Below are 15,212 nucleotides of genomic sequence, written 5' to 3'. Positions count from 1 at the left end.
CACGCTTTTTGAGAGTGCGCCCCTTGTGCGGGGCGGTGGCGGGGGCGGGAGGTGATCACCGGGTGGTTCCCGCCGTGGCTCCGTGGGGACTGCCGCCGGGCGGGGGAATCCTCATAAGGTGTGCAGTATTCGTGTCGAGCGGGACGGTCGAGGAGGACCTGCGGTGAGCGAGAAGACCCCGAAGCTGCGTGCGGCGCTGGACGGCATCCCCACCTACAAGCCCGGCCGGCCGGCGGCGTCGGACGGGCCGGTGGCGTACAAGCTGTCCTCCAACGAGAACCCCTACCCCCCGCTGCCCGGCGTCCTGGAGCGGGCCGTCGAGGCGGCGGGAGCCTTCAACCGCTACCCCGACATGGCCTGCACGGGGCTGATGGCGGAGCTGGCCGAGCGGTTCTCGGTGCCGGTGGAGCATCTGGCGACCGGCACCGGCTCGGTGGGCGTGGCGCAGCAGCTGGTGCAGGCCACGGCCGGGCCGGGCGACGAAGTGATCTACGCCTGGCGGTCGTTCGAGGCGTACCCGATCGTCACGCAGGTCTCCGGGGCCACCTCGGTGAAGGTGCCGCTGACCTCGGGTGAGGTGCACGATCTGGACGCCATGCTGGCGGCGATCACCGACCGCACCCGGCTGATCTTCGTCTGCAACCCCAACAACCCCACCGGCACCGTGGTGCGCCGGGCCGAGCTGGAGGCGTTCCTCGACCGGGTGCCGGACGGGATCCTGGTGGTGCTGGACGAGGCGTACCGCGAGTTCATCCGCGACCCCGAGGTGCCGGACGGCATCGACGTCTACCGCGACCGTCCCAACGTCTGTGTGCTGCGGACCTTCTCCAAGGCGTACGGCCTGGCGGGGCTGCGGGTCGGTTTCGCGGTGGCGCACGAGCCGGTGGCCGCGGCGCTGCGGAAGACGGCGGTGCCGTTCGGTGTCAGTCAGCTGGCGCAGGAGGCGGCGGTGGCGTCGCTGCGCAGCGAGGCGGCGCTGCTGGAGCGGGTCGAGGCGCTGGTCGCCGAGCGGACCCGGGTGGCGTCGGCGCTCGCCGCGCAGGGCTGGGAGGTTCCGCCGTCCGAGGCCAATTTCGTCTGGCTGCGGCTGGGGGAGCGGACCACGGAGTTCGCCGAGGTGTGTGAGCGGGCGGGCGTCGTGGTGCGGCCGTTCGCGGGTGAGGGGGTGCGCGTGACGATCGGCGAGAGCGCGGCGATGGACCTGTTCCTGAACGCTGCCGAGGAGTTCCGCAAGACCGTGTGACCTGTGAAGGAACGTTTTTGGCCAGCGGCCGCGAGTCCCCGGGACTCGCGGCCGTCGGCGTTTCCGGGCGGCTCCGTCGCAGGTGAGCGCGGGTGTGGGGCGGCTGCCGAGGGCGTGACCACGGTCACGTACCCCCCGTCGGAACAGGCCGAAGCCATAGGAGATAATTGCTTGTGAATGTGAACGCGTTCACAAGCGCGCCGTTTATGTCCCGCTTCACTGCGTGCATAAGGGGCAAAAGCCGTAGTGGAACGGCGACGTAAGGAGAACGACGTGGAGCTGGCGTTGGCGCCAGAGACTTTGGCGCGATGGCAATTCGGCATCACCACCGTCTACCACTTCCTCTTCGTGCCCTTGACGATCTCCCTGGCGGCGCTGGTCGCCGGGCTGGAGACGGCGTGGGTGCGGACGGGCAAGGAGAAGTACCTCCGGGCCACCAAGTTCTGGGGCAAGCTTTTCCTGATCAATATCGCGATGGGCGTGGTCACCGGCATCGTCCAGGAGTTCCAGTTCGGTATGAACTGGTCCGACTACTCGCGCTTCGTCGGTGACATCTTCGGCGCGCCGCTCGCCTTCGAGGCGCTGCTGGCCTTCTTCTTCGAGTCCACCTTCATCGGGCTGTGGATCTTCGGCTGGGACAAGCTGCCGAAGAAGATCCACTGCTTCTGCATGTGGATGGTCTCCATCGGCACCATACTGTCGGCCTACTTCATCCTCGCGGCCAACTCCTGGATGCAGCACCCGGTCGGGTACAAGTACAACCCCGCGAACGGCCGCGCCGAGCTGACCGACTTCTGGCACGTGCTCACCCAGGACACCACGCTGGTCGTCGTCTTCCACACCCTCACCGCCGCCTTCCTCACCGGCGCCGCGTTCATGGTCGGCATCTCCGCCTACCACCTGATGCGCAAGAAGCACGTCGAGGTGATGCGGCCCTCGCTGCGGCTCGGGCTGGTCACGCTGGTGATCGCCGGGATGCTCACCGCGGTCAGCGGCGACACGCTCGGCAAGGTGATGTTCAAGCAGCAGCCGATGAAGATGGCCGCCGCCGAGGCGCTGTGGGACAAGGAGGAGCCCGCGCCGTTCTCCGTCTTCGCCTACGGCGACGTCGACAAGGGCCACAACAAGGTCGCCATCGAGATCCCCGGCCTCCTCTCCTTCCTCGCCCACAACGACTTCTCTTCGCCGGTGCCCGGCATCAACGACGTCAACAAGGCCGAGCAGGAGCGGTTCGGACCGGGCGACTACCGGCCCAACATCCCCGTCGCCTACTGGGGCTTCCGCTGGATGATCGGCTTCGGGATGACGTCCTTCGCCATCGGGCTGGCCGGGCTCTGGCTGACCCGGAAGAAGTTCTGGCTCGCACCCGGACTGCGGACCGCCGACGACGAGCCACCCCGGCTCGCGCTCACGAAGAACACCGCGCTCGGCGCCCGTCTGACCAAGTGGTACTGGTCGCTGGCGTTCGTCACCCTCGGCTTCCCGCTGATCGCCAACTCCTGGGGCTGGATCTTCACCGAGATGGGCCGCCAGCCGTGGGTCGTCTACGGCGTGCTGCGCACCTCGGACGCGGTCTCGCCCGGCGTCTCCCAGGGCGAGGTGCTCACCTCGATGATCGTCTTCACCTCGCTCTACGCGATCCTCGCCGTCGTCGAGGTCCGGCTGCTGGTGAAGTACGTCAAGGCCGGACCGCCGGAACTGACCGACGACGACCTCAACCCGCCCACAAAGATCGGCGGCGACTCCGACGCCGACCGGCCGATGGCCTTCTCGTACTAAGGGGGCGACTGTGCAACTCCACGACGTCTGGTTCGTCCTCATCGCCGTGCTCTGGACGGGCTACTTCTTCCTGGAGGGCTTCGACTTCGGGGTCGGTGTCCTCACCAAACTGCTCGCCCGCGACCGCACCGAGCGGCGCGTCCTGATCAACACCATCGGCCCGGTCTGGGACGGCAACGAGGTGTGGCTGCTGACCGCGGGCGGCGCCACCTTCGCCGCCTTCCCGGAGTGGTACGCCACCCTCTTCTCCGGCTTCTACCTGCCGCTGCTGGTGATCCTCGTCTGCCTGATCGTGCGCGGTGTCGCCTTCGAGTACCGCGCCAAGCGCAGCGGGGAGCGGTGGCAGCGCAACTGGGAACACGCGATCTTCTGGACCTCGCTGCTGCCCGCCTTCCTGTGGGGCGTGGCGTTCGGCAACATCGTGCACGGCGTGAAGATCGACGCGCACAAGGAGTACGTCGGCGGTGTCCTGGACCTGCTCAACCCGTACGCGCTGCTGGGCGGGCTGGTCACGCTGACGCTGTTCACCTTCCACGGCGCGGTCTTCACGGCGCTCAAGACGCTCGGTGACATAAGGCTTCGGGCCCGCCGGATGGCGACGGGCGTCGGTCTGGTCGCCGCGGTGCTGGCGGTGGCGTTCCTGATCTGGACGCAGGTGCACCGGGGTACCGGCATCAGCCTGACCGTGCTGGTCGTGGCGGTCGTCGCGCTGCTCGCGGCGCTCGGCGCCAACCAGTTGGGCCGGGAGGGCTGGGCGTTCAGCTTCTCCGGTCTCACGATCGTCGCCGCGGTGGCGATGCTGTTCCTGACGCTCTTCCCGAACGTCATGCCGTCGTCGCTGAACGACGCCTGGAGCCTCACCGTCACCAACGCCTCGTCCAGCCCGTACACCCTGAAGATCATGACCTGGTGCGCCGGGATCGCGACGCCGATCGTGCTGCTCTACCAGGGATGGACGTACTGGGTGTTCCGCAAGCGCATCGGCACCCAGAACATCGCCGACGCCCACTAGAAGGTGTCCGTGGCGCTCGCCCGCGAGGGCCACGGACACCGACCGGGGGCGCGCCGGTCCTGCCGGGACCGGCGCCCTCCCGGACCGCCAGCCCGAGCCCGCCGGGCGGTTCCGCTCCTTCGGGGCGGCGCCAACCGGCTTGCCAGGACGGATGTTTCACGTGAAACCCATCGACCCGCGCCTGCTCCGTCACGCCCGCGCCACCCGCGGATTCCTCGTCGCCGTGGTGCTTCTCGGGCTGGCCGGCGCGGGTCTCGTCATCGGCCAGGCGATGCTCATCGCCGAGATCGTGGTCGGCGCCTTCCAGCACGGCCGCGACCTCGGTGACCTGGCCGTTCCGGTCGCGCTGCTCGCCGCGGTCTCCGCCGGGCGCGGGCTGGTCTCCTGGCTCACCGAACGCGCCGCGCACCGCGCGAGCGCCGCGGTCAAGTCCGAGCTGCGGACCCGGCTGGTGGAGCGGGCGGCGCTGCTCGGCCCGGGCGCGCCCACGCGGCGTACCGGCGTCGACACGGCGGCGGACGGCGGTGCGGTGCCCGGCGTGGACGGCGGTGAGCGGCGCACCGGCGAACTCGTCACCCTCGCCACCCGCGGCATCGACGCGCTGGACGGCTACTTCGCCCGCTATCTGCCGCAGCTCGGCCTCGCCGTCGTCGTCCCCGTCGCGGTGCTGGCGCGGATCGTCACCGGTGACTGGATCTCCGCGCTGACCATCGTCGTCACGCTGCCGCTGATCCCGCTGTTCATGGTCCTCATCGGATGGGCCACGCAGGCGCGGATGGACCGGCAGTGGCGGCTGCTGTCGCGGCTCTCGGGGCACTTCCTCGATGTCGTCGAGGGCCTGCCGACCCTCAAGGTCTTCGGCCGGGCCAAGGCCCAGGCCACCGCCATCCGCACGCTGACCGGCTCCTACCGCCGCGCGACCCTGCGCACCCTGCGGGTCGCGTTCCTCTCCTCGTTCGCGTTGGAACTCCTCGCCACCCTCTCCGTCGCGCTGGTCGCGGTCGGCATCGGGATGCGGCTGGTCCACGGCGAACTCGATCTGACCACCGGGCTGATGGTGCTGATCCTGGCGCCCGAGGCGTATCTGCCGCTGCGGCAGGTGGGCGCGGAGTACCACGCGGCGGCGGAGGGCCTGGCGGCCGCCGAGGAGATCTTCGCCGTGCTGGAGACGGAGCTGCCGCCCGCCGGGACGGCGCCGGCGCCCGCCGGTACCGCGCTGAGCATCGACGGCCTCGTCGTCCGCCACCCGGGCCGCCGGACCCCGTCGCTCCCGGAGACGTCGTTCGAGGTCCGGGAGGGCGAGACGGTCGCGCTGACCGGCCCGTCCGGCGCCGGGAAGTCCACCCTGCTGAGCGCCGTCCTGGGCTTCGCGGCGCCGTCCGAGGGCCGGGTCCTCGTCGACGGCACCGACCTCGCCACGCTCGACCCCGAGGAGTGGCGCGCCCGGATCGCCTGGGTGCCGCAGCAGCCGCATCTCTTCGCCGGGACGCTCGCCGAGAACGTCCGGCTGGCGCGCCCGGACGCGGACGACGCGGCGGTGCGCCGGGCGCTGCGGGACGCGGGCGCCCTCGACTTCACCGACGCCCTCCCGGACGGCGCAGGCACCCGCATCGGCGAGTCCGGCGCGGGCCTCTCCGCAGGTCAGCGGCAGCGCATCGGGTTGGCCCGGGCCTTCCTCGCCGACCGGCCGATCCTGCTCCTGGACGAGCCGACCGCCAACCTGGACGGGGCGACGGAGGCGGGCGTCGTCGACGCGGTCCGCCGGCTGGCCGCCGGGCGGACGGTGCTGCTCGTCGTCCACCGGCCGGCGCTGCTGGCGGTGGCCGACCGGGTGGTGCGGCTGCCCGATCCGGCGGTCGATGCGGCGTCCGATGCGGCGGAGGCGGCCGGGGTGGAGCGCGCCGCGGCGGTGCGGGCGGCGGCTCCCGAGGCCGCTCCCGAGGAGGCGGCCGGGCCCGCCGTGGCGCCGGACGGCGCGGAGCAGCGGTCCGCCGGTGGCTCCGCGCTCGCCCGGCTGCGGCGGATGGCGCGGGCGCGCCGGGGGCGGTTCGCGCTGGCGCTGCTGCTCGGCAGCCTCGCGTTGGGCAGCGCGATCGGGCTGATGGCGACGTCCGGCTGGCTGATCTCCCGGGCCTCGGAGCAGCCCCCGGTGCTCTATCTGATGGTGGCGGTCACCGCGACCCGCGCGTTCGGCATCGGCCGCGCCGTGTTCCGGTACGCGGAGCGGCTGGTGGCGCACGACGCGGTGTTCCGGATGCTCGCCGACGTACGGGTGGCGGTCTACCGGCGGCTGGAGCGGCTGGCGCCCGCCGGGCTGCGGGAGCGGCGCCGCGGCGATCTGCTCTCCCGGCTGGTCGCCGATGTCGACGCCGTGCAGGACCACTTCCTGCGCTGGCTGCTGCCGGTCGGGGCGGCCGTGGTGGTCGGCGTGGGCACCGTCGGCTTCACCGCCTGGCTGCTGCCGGAGGCGGGCGCGGTGCTCGCCGCCGGGCTGCTGCTCGCCGGGGCCGGGGTGCCGCTGCTGTCGGCCACGCTGTCCCGGCGCGCCGAACGCCGGCTGGCCCCGGCCCGCGGCACCCTCGCCACCCGCGTCGTCGACCTGCTCACCGGCACCGCCGAGCTGACCGTCGCCGGCGCGCTCGCCTCCCGGACCGCGGCGGTCGCGGAGGCGGACGGGGAGCTGACCCGGATCGCGTCCCGCTCCGCGCGGGCCGCGGGTGTCGGCGCCGGACTGTCGGCGCTGCTGAGCGGGGTGACCGTCACCGTCTCCGCGGCGCTGGGCGTACAGGCGGTGCACGACGGGCGGTTGGACGGCGTCCTCCTCGCCGTCGTGGTGCTCACGCCGCTGGCGGCCTTCGAGGCGGTGGCCGGGCTGCCGCTCGCCGCGCAGTACCGGCTGCGGACCCGGCGCGCCGCCGAGCGGGTCTTCGAGGTGCTGGACGCGCCCGCCCCGGTCCGCGAACCGGACGCGCCGAAGTCCGCGCCGGATACGCCGTTCCCGCTGGTCGTACGGGATCTGACGGCGCGCCACCCGGGGCAGGCGGCCGCGGCGCTGGACGGGGTCGGTTTCACGTTGGACGCGGGGCGGCGGCTCGCGGTCGTCGGGCCGTCGGGCTCCGGCAAGACCACGCTGGCGCAGGTGCTGCTGCGCTTCCTGGACCGGGAGGCGGGCGGGTACACGCTGGCCGGGACGGACGCGGCGGAGCTGGACGGCGACGCGGTGCGGCGGCTGGTGGGGCTCTGTGCGCAGGACGCGCACGTCTTCGACAGCTCGCTGCGGGAGAACCTCCGGCTCGCCGCACCGGAGGTGACCGGCGACGACGATCTGTGGGAGGCGCTGGAGCGGGCCCGGCTCGCCGGGTGGGTGCGGTCGCTGCCGGACGGGCTCGACACCATGGTCGGCGAGCACGGCGCGCGCCTGTCGGGCGGGCAGCGACGCCGGCTGTCGCTGGCCCGCGCGCTGCTGGCCGACTTCCCCGTCCTCGTCCTGGACGAGCCCGCCGAGCATCTGGACCTGGCGACCGCGGACGCGCTCACCGCCGATCTGCTGGCCGCGACGGAGGGCCGCACCACGGTCCTGATCACCCACCGGCTCACCGGTCTCGACGCGGTCGACGAGATCCTGGTGCTGGACGGCGGCCGCCCCGTCCAGCGCGGCGGGTACGCGGAGCTGGCCGCGGCGGACGGCCCGTTCCGCCGGATGCTGGAGCGCGAGCGCGAGGTGGACGCGGTGTACGGCGCCGGGGCCGCGACGGCGGGGCGCGCGGCCGTGGCGGGGGCGGCGCGCGGGTAAGGGCCGCGCGCCCCTGCTCGCCCGCCGCGGACGTACCGGCTCCGGGCACGGTCCCGGCCGCCGCGGACGCCGCAAACGCCAACAAACCAGCCCGTATAGGCTCGGGGTATGGCAGCCACCGAAGGCTCTTCCGTACCGCAGGACCCCGGGCACCCCGGGGCGGACACCGACGCGTTGCAGGCCGCCACGGAGGCGACCCGCAGCCTCCAGGGGCTCTCCGCGGAGCTGACCGCGCGGGTGCCGCGCCTGATGGAGGCGATGCGGACCGTCGGCGCCGGCCTCGATCTGCACGTCACCCTGGACCGCATCGTGCAGACCGCCGCCGAACTCGCCGACGCCCGGTACGCCGCCATCGGCATCATCGACGAGGCGCGCGAGGGCCTGTCGGACTTCGTGACGTACGGCGTGACCGCGGAGGACCGGCGGCGCATCGGTGCGCTGCCCGACGGCCACAAGGGGCTGCTCGGCGCGCTCATCCACGATCCGCAGGCGGTGCGGCTGGCCGACCTCACCCAGGACCCCCGCTCGTGCGGCTTTCCCCCGGGGCATCCGCCGATGCGGACGTTCCTGGGGGTGCCGATCCGCGTCCAGCACGAGATCTTCGGCAATCTCTATCTGACGGAGAAGCACGGCGGCGGCGCGTTCAGCGAGGAGGATCTGCACATGGTGCGGGTCCTCGCCACCGAGGCGGGCATCGCCATCGGCAACGCCCGTCTCTACGCCGCGACCCGGCAGCGTGAGCACTGGATCGACGGGTCCGTCGCCGTCACCACCGAGCTGCTCAAGGGCAGTGACGTCGACGACGCGCTCGCCGTCGTCGCCGAACAGGCCCGCCGGCTGGCGGAGTCGGCGGCCGGGATCGTGCTGCTGCCGGACGACGAGGGCGGCCTGGAGATCGTCGCGGTGTCGGCGGACGACCCGGTCGGCATCATGGGGACGCAGATCCCGCCGGACAGCCCGGTGGCGGAGCAACTGCTGGCCGGGGAGCCGCTGTTCCTCGACGATTCGGCCACCGACCCGAGGATGGTCACCGCGCTGGCGCCGCGGTTCGGGCCGAGCATGATGCTGCCTCTCCGGAGCGGCGGCCGGGTCCTGGGCACCCTCGCCGTCCCCAGGGAGCGCGGCGCCCGCCCCTTCACCGCGGCCGAGCGCACTCTGGCCACGCAGTTCGCCGCGCAGGCGGCGCTGGCGCTGGTCCTCGCCGACGCGCAGCGCGACCGCGCCCGGCTCGCCGTCTACGAGGACCGTGACCGTATCGCCCGCGACCTCCACGACCTGGTCATCCAGCGGCTGTTCGCCACGGGGATGCTGCTGGAGAGCGCCCAGCGGCGGGCCGTGGTGCCCGAGGTGAAGGAGAACATGGCCAAGGCCGTCGACGAGCTGGACGTGACGATCCAGGAGATCCGGACGGCGATCTTCGCGCTCCAGCAGGAGCCCGCCGAGGCGCCGTCCGGGCTGCGCACCCGGGTGCTGCGGGAGATCGGCACCGCCGCCGTCCCGCTGGGTTTCCGCCCGTCGGCGTCGTTCATCGGCCCGGTGGACGCCCGGGTCGGCGAGCTGACCGGCAAGAACCTCATCGCGGCGGTCCGTGAGGCGCTGTCGAACGCGTTCCGGCACGCCCGGGCGGCGCGGATCGAGGTCGTCGTCGACGCGACGGTGACGCTGCCCGACGGCACCGCCGGCGTCCGGCTGACCGTCGCCGACGACGGCATCGGCATACCGGCGGACGGCCGCCGCAGCGGCCTGCGCAACCTTGCCAAACGCGCCGAGGCGCTGGGCGGGTCGAGCACCCACGGCCCCGGCATCGGGCCGGACGGCGGGGGCACCACGGTGGTGTGGGAGGCGCCGCTGTGAGGAGGCGCGGGGCGCTGTGGGAGGCGCGGGGGAGCGACCGCGGACCGGCGGGGCGCGCGGGACGCTGACGCGCGCCGGGCCGGGACGGGGTGCGGCGGGGGCGTGCGAGGCGCCGGTGCGCGCCGGGCCACGGCGGTACGGGACAGGGGCGTGCGGTCGGCCGGTGCGCGCCGTCCCTGCCCGGTGATGCCTAGAGACCCAGAATCCGTTCGATGACGGCCGCCACCCCGTCCTCGTTGTTGGAGGCGGTGCGTCCGGTGGTGATCGCGAGGACGTCGGGATGGGCGTTGGCCATGGCGTACGAGGCGCCCGCCCAGGCCAGCATCTCCATGTCGTTGGGCATGTCCCCGAAGGCGGTGACCTGCTCCGGGGCGATACCGCGCGCCGCACAACACCGGGCGAGCGTCCGGGCCTTGCTCACCCCGGGGCCGCTGATCTCCAGCAGCGCGGTGGGGCTGGACCGGGTGATCGACGCGAGCGGCCCGGCGGCCTCCCGCGCCCGTGCGAGGAACACGTCCGGCTCCCACTCGTGGTGGTGCGCCAGCAGCTTGAGCACGGGCTGCCCCGGGCCGGCCGTGGGGATCTCCTCCGTGACGCCCCCGGTGGCCGTGGCCTCCGGAGCGATGCTCACCGCAGGCGGCGGACCGGCGTCCAGGGTGGCGCCCTGCGCGCCTACGGGGACGGCGTCCGGCGCTCCCACGGGCGCGGCGATCACCTCGTCGCCCGCGCCGAGCGTGGTGGGCGCGGGCCCGGGCGGCGGGTCGAAGTCGTCGGCGAGCAGCTTCTCGACCGGGGCGGTGACGGCCGCCGGATCGCGGTGGAACGGCGGGTAGTGCGGCTCGTAGTGGATGCCGCCGGTCCGCTCGACCGCGAACGACGTACCGGGCGCGGCGGCCCGCAGCGCCGCCACGACCTGCCGCGCGGCCTCCAGCGGCAACGGGCTGACCTCGACGAACCGGCGCCCCCGGTGCAGATCGACGACGGCCGCACCGTTCGCGCAGATCGCCAGCCCGTGGCCGTGCACATGGTCGCTGACCACGTCCATCCACCGGGCCGGCCGCCCGGTGACGAAGAAGACGTCGACCCCGGCCCGTTCGGCGGCGGCGAGCGCGGCGACGGTCCGCTCCGAGACCGTCTTGTCGTCGTGCAGCAACGTTCCGTCGAGGTCGGTCGCGATCAGCCGGGGCGGCACGCCCTGACCGGGGACGGGGACTCGGGGAGGCGTCGGAGAGGTCACGGGCTCAATCTTCGCGTACGGGGCGGCGGGGGGAAGCCCTGGGGCGGGACGGGGTTCCGGGCGCCGGAGCCGGTCGGCGCCGGCTCCGGCCCCGGGTCAGCCGAGCTGTCCGAGCGCCTCCGTGGCGATCGCCTCGAACACCTCGTGGTCCGCGGCGAAGTCCGTCCCCGGGATCGGCCAGTGCAGCACGAGCTCGGTGAAGCCCAGCTCCCGGTGGCGGCCCGCGAAGTCGACGAAGGCGGCGACGGACTCCAGGGGGCGGGCGCGGTCCGGGGTGAAGCCGGTGAGGAGGATCTTGTCCAGCTCCGCGGCGTCGCGTCCGGCGTCGGCGCACGCCTTGCCGAGCTTGTCCATCTGGGCCCGCAGCGCCTCGACGGACTGCTCGGGCGTGCCCGTCGCGTACAGCTTCGGGTCGCCGGTGGTCACCCATGCCTGCCCGTGGCGGGCGGCGAGCTTGAGGCCGCGCGGGCCGGTCGCGGCGACGGCGAAGGGCAGGCGGGGGCGCTGCACGCAGCCGGGGATGTTCTGCGCGCCGCCCGCCGCGTAGAAGGTGCCGTCGTAGGTGACGGTGTCCTCGGTGAGCAGCCGGTCGAGGAGGGGGACGAACTCGGCGAACCGGTCGGCCCGCTCGCGCGGCGTCCACGGCTCCTGGCCGTCGGCGGCGAGGGCGCTCGCGTCGAAGCCGGTGCCGCCCGCGCCGATGCCGAGGGTGATCCGGCCGCCGGAGACGTCGTCGAGCGAGATCAGGTCCTTGGCGAGGGTGACGGGGTGGCGGAAGTTCGGCGAGGTGACGAGCGTCCCCAGCCGCATCCGCTCGGTGACCCCCGCGGCGGCGGTCAGCGTGGGCACGGCGCCGAACCACGGGCCGTCGCGGAACGGTACGCGCCAGGACAGGTGGTCGTAGGTGTACGCCGTGTGGAAGCCCAGCTCCTCCGCCCGCTGCCAGGCGGCGCGGCCGCCCTCGTGCCACCGGCGGTACGGGAGGATCACGGTGCTCAGACGCAGACTCATGCCGCCCAGCGTACGGGGGCGCCGACCGGACGGGCCGGGACGCCGGGGCGGTCCGTATACGGGTGCTGCGGAACCTGCCGTCCCAGGGGCGCGAGGGCCTGCCGGGCCGCGGATCCGGCGGGTCAGGCGCCGTGGCCGCTGCGCCGCCCCCACCGACCTGGACTTATTCCGCACACCGCCAGGAAGAGGGAGAATCGGAAGCGAGCGGCGCAGTGAGCAGGACCCGGCGCGCGGGAAGGCGTGCACGCCCGGTCCGCCGGTGCGCGAAGGCGCGGCGCAGGGAGGAAGCCATGGCACGGACCCGATTCGCCCCCGATCGCGGGCTGACCTCGCGGATGGTCACCACGATGTTCTTCATCGGACTGCTGTACGTGGTGGTCGTCGGTGCGCTGGTGGTGCTGCTCAAGGGCGCCTGGGTGATCGTGCTGCTCCTGGCGGGCGGGATGTTCGTCGCGCAGTTCTGGTTCAGCGACCGGATCGCCGCGTTCAGCATGGGGGCGCGGGAGGTCACCCCGGAGCAGGCGCCCGAGCTGCACGGCGTCGTCGACCGGGTCTGCGCGCTGGCGGACATGCCGAAGCCGCGGGTCGCCATCGCCGAGACGGACGTCCCGAACGCCTTCGCCACCGGGCGCAACCAGAAGAACTCCATGGTGTGCGCCACCACGGGCCTGCTGCGGCGGCTGGAGCCGGAGGAGCTGGAGGGTGTGCTCGCCCATGAGCTGTCGCACGTCGCGCACCGTGATGTCGCGGTGATGACCATCGCGTCGTTCCTGGGGGTGCTGGCCGGGATCATCACCCGCGCCGCCCTGTGGAGCGGCGTCGGCCGCAACAACCGCGATCAGAACGCCGCGATCGCCGTCCTCGTCGTCACGCTGGTCAGCGCGGTCGTCTACGCGATCAGCTTCCTGCTGACCCGGCTGCTGTCCCGCTACCGGGAGCTGTCCGCCGACCGGTCCGCGGCGATCCTCACCGGCCGCCCGTCGGCGCTGGCCTCCGCGCTGACGAAGGTCACCGGGCAGATCGCCCGGATCCCCACCGACGACCTGCGCAAGTCGCAGCCGTTCAACGCCTTCTTCTTCGCCCCGGCGTTCAACAAGGAGACCTTCAACCAGCTGCTCTCCTCGCACCCGACGCTGGAGCAGCGGCTGGACCAACTGGGCCGGATCTCGGCGCAGCTGGGGCGCCCGTGACGGCGCGTGCGCCCCGGGGCGCACGGAGCCACGGAGCCCCGGCGGGCGCGTCGTTCACCGGGACCGGTGGGCGCGCCCCGGGCAGCGCGCGGGACGAGCGGGGAGAATGACGCCATGGGATTTCTGGACGCCCTTCTCGGCCGCAGCAAGCCGGTCCGCCCCGACCTCGATCAGCTCTTCGCGCTGCCGTCCGCGGCGGTGACGCTGGAAGCGGCGGCGCACTTCCGGCCGACCGGCCGCGGTTCGGTCTGTTTCGCCAGCGTCGAGGGCGGGGAGTTCGCCCGCATCCAGGAGGAGGTCCGCGCCCTCCTGGGAGCGCCGGTCGATTTCAGCCAGGACGCCTACGGGTACACCTGGATGCAGGCGCGGCACGACCCGCAGGACGTGGCGGGCCTGGTCAACGACCTGCATGCGGTGAACTCCTCCTTGGAGGGCGCCGGTTTCGGCCCGCAGCTGCTCTGTTCGCTGATGGGCTTCGAGGACGAGCAGGGGCGGCGGCTGGCGCTCGTCTACCTCTACAAGCGCGGCACGTTCTACCCCTTCGCGCCCGCGACGGACGGCGCCGAGAAGCGCGACAACCCGCTGGAGCTGCAGGTCAAGGCGGTGCTCGGCGACGATCTGCGGATCGAGAGCGATCTGTCCCGGTGGTTCCCGGTGTGGGGCGCGCCCGGCCTCTGAGCCGCCCGGCCGAGAGGCCACCCGGGGCATACGTCCCGTGGCGGCCTCTCGGCCGTGGCTGAGCGTCCCGGGCGCGCTATGCGGTGGGCGCGGGGCCGTCGCCGGGCTCGTCGCCCTGGGGGGCGGCGGTACGGTCGTCGCCGGTGCCGAGGCCGTGGCGGTCACGGACCCGGTCGCTCGCCTCGCGGATCTTGGCGGAATCCAGCTGCTCCGCGGCCCAGCGGGCCCACTCCTCCTGGGCGGCCGTCATACGCAGGCCGTACTCCAGGGCGAGCCGCCCGTAGACGGAGAGCATGTCGTCGTCCCACGGCGTCTTCTCGTCGACCCGGCGGAGCTCCGCATGGAGCCGGGCGGTCTCCTGTGCGCGCCCGAGGAGGAAGGTGCGGGCCTCCAGCGGGGTGAGGACGCCGAGGAAGAAGACCCGCAGCAGGCTGTCGTCGCGGTGCGGACCGCTGGGCGGCACCTCGGCGAGCCAGTGCCGCAGCTCGGCCAGGCCCTCGTCGGTGATCGCGTACTCCTTGCGGCCGCGGGGGCCGTGCGCGGAGACCTCGGCGAGGCCCGCGGCGGTCAACTTGCCCAGCTCGCCGTAGACCTGGCTCTGCGTGGCCGGCCAGACGTTGGCCAGCGAGGCGTTGAACAGCTTCATCAGGTCGTAGCCGCTGGCCGGGGATTCGGACAGCAGGCCCAGCACGGCATGTCTCAGGCTCATGCCCGCACACTAACTCCCACATTCCACTCTTGACACGTCGGGATCTCACCTTCTACTTTCGACATGTCGAAAGAGAAATGTGCGGGCGGGGGCCCGCCGACGGGGGGAGCGGACATGCAGTACCTACGGGGATTCCTTCCCTGGCTGGCCTTCGGATTGGTCTCGGCGGTCGGGTGGCAGTGGGGCGCACTGGCCGGGCTGGCGCTCGCTGCGGCGTTCCTCCTCACCGACCGCACCGCCGGCTGGGCGCCCTCGGAGCGCCTGCTCGACTACGGCACCGTCCTCTTCTTCGCCGCCCTCACCACCCTCGCCTTCCTCCGGCCGGACAGCGGCCTCAAGGTCTACGCCGGGTCCCTCTCCATGGGCTGGCTGGCGCTCATCGCCTGGGGATCGATCGCCGCCCGCACCCCCTTCACCCTCGCGATAGCCCGCCGCCGGGTGACGTCCGAGATCGCCGCGAGCCCGCTCTTCCTGCGGATCAACACCGTCCTCACCGCGGCCTGGGCGCTCTCCTTCACCCTCACCGCCCTCGCCCAGGCGGCCCTGTCCTTCCACGGCGGGCTCCCGGGCCTCTCGATCGCGGTGCAGATCGCCGGGTTCGTCCTCCCGGCCCGCTTCACCGCCGCCTACCCGGAGCGGGCCCGCGCCCGGTACCTCCGCGACAACGCCCCGCACCATCCGGCACAGACCCAGGGAGCCTGACGCC

General features: G+C 73.2%; 11 protein-coding genes. 8 read left to right on the top strand and 3 right to left on the bottom strand.

Annotated features, from left to right (window positions below; translation table 11 throughout):
* Positions 1-163 precede the first annotated feature (163 nt).
* From hisC to ACZ4U4_RS02525, 5 genes are all read left to right on the top strand, one after another.
* Positions 164-1,243, top strand: coding sequence for a histidinol-phosphate transaminase (gene hisC / locus ACZ4U4_RS02545; RefSeq protein ID WP_467868490.1), 1,080 nt, complete (start codon positions 164-166; stop codon positions 1,241-1,243).
* A 273-nt stretch (positions 1,244-1,516) separates the two neighbouring features.
* Complete coding sequence (locus ACZ4U4_RS02540) at positions 1,517-3,022, top strand: cytochrome ubiquinol oxidase subunit I (protein WP_467868929.1); 1,506 nt, start codon at positions 1,517-1,519, stop codon at positions 3,020-3,022.
* A 10-nt stretch (positions 3,023-3,032) separates the two neighbouring features.
* Positions 3,033-4,034: a cytochrome d ubiquinol oxidase subunit II gene (gene cydB, locus ACZ4U4_RS02535; protein WP_467868488.1), complete on the top strand. Its 1,002-nt coding sequence runs from the start codon at positions 3,033-3,035 to the stop codon at positions 4,032-4,034.
* A gap of 151 nt (positions 4,035-4,185) precedes the next feature.
* Complete coding sequence (gene cydD, locus ACZ4U4_RS02530; RefSeq protein ID WP_467868486.1) at positions 4,186-7,827, top strand: thiol reductant ABC exporter subunit CydD; 3,642 nt, start codon at positions 4,186-4,188, stop codon at positions 7,825-7,827.
* A 108-nt stretch (positions 7,828-7,935) separates the two neighbouring features.
* Complete coding sequence (locus ACZ4U4_RS02525) at positions 7,936-9,681, top strand: sensor histidine kinase (protein ID WP_467868484.1); 1,746 nt, start codon at positions 7,936-7,938, stop codon at positions 9,679-9,681.
* A gap of 190 nt (positions 9,682-9,871) precedes the next feature.
* Here the strand turns inward: ACZ4U4_RS02525 and ACZ4U4_RS02520 are convergent, their stop codons facing one another.
* Positions 9,872-10,918: an HAD hydrolase family protein gene (locus ACZ4U4_RS02520; RefSeq protein WP_467868483.1), complete on the bottom strand. Its 1,047-nt coding sequence runs from the start codon at positions 10,916-10,918 to the stop codon at positions 9,872-9,874.
* Positions 10,919-11,014: 96 nt separating this feature from the next.
* Entirely contained in the window at positions 11,015-11,929 is a 915-nt protein-coding gene (locus tag ACZ4U4_RS02515; RefSeq protein WP_467868481.1) for an LLM class flavin-dependent oxidoreductase, read from the bottom strand.
* A 290-nt stretch (positions 11,930-12,219) separates the two neighbouring features.
* Between ACZ4U4_RS02515 and htpX the strand changes: the two genes are divergently transcribed.
* Positions 12,220-13,119 carry a zinc metalloprotease HtpX gene (gene htpX, locus ACZ4U4_RS02510; RefSeq protein WP_467868479.1) on the top strand — a complete coding sequence of 300 codons (900 nt, stop codon included), beginning with the start codon at positions 12,220-12,222 and terminating at the stop codon, positions 13,117-13,119.
* 114 nt (positions 13,120-13,233) lie between these two features.
* Complete coding sequence (gene pspAB, locus ACZ4U4_RS02505; protein WP_467868478.1) at positions 13,234-13,797, top strand: PspA-associated protein PspAB; 564 nt, start codon at positions 13,234-13,236, stop codon at positions 13,795-13,797.
* A 76-nt stretch (positions 13,798-13,873) separates the two neighbouring features.
* Here pspAB and ACZ4U4_RS02500 read toward each other — a convergent pair whose 3' ends face one another.
* Positions 13,874-14,506 (bottom strand): PadR family transcriptional regulator, encoded by a 633-nt coding sequence (locus ACZ4U4_RS02500; protein WP_467868477.1) that lies wholly within the window; start codon positions 14,504-14,506, stop codon positions 13,874-13,876.
* A 114-nt stretch (positions 14,507-14,620) separates the two neighbouring features.
* Here ACZ4U4_RS02500 and ACZ4U4_RS02495 point away from each other — a divergent pair, with 114 nt between their 5' ends.
* Complete coding sequence (locus tag ACZ4U4_RS02495) at positions 14,621-15,208, top strand: hypothetical protein (RefSeq protein ID WP_467868475.1); 588 nt, start codon at positions 14,621-14,623, stop codon at positions 15,206-15,208.
* Positions 15,209-15,212 lie beyond the last annotated feature (4 nt).

Source organism: Streptomyces sp. NPDC029159, from assembly GCF_055564055.1.
The sequence above is the reverse complement of the archived record's forward strand: the minus strand, read 5'-3'. Positions and strand labels throughout refer to the sequence as shown.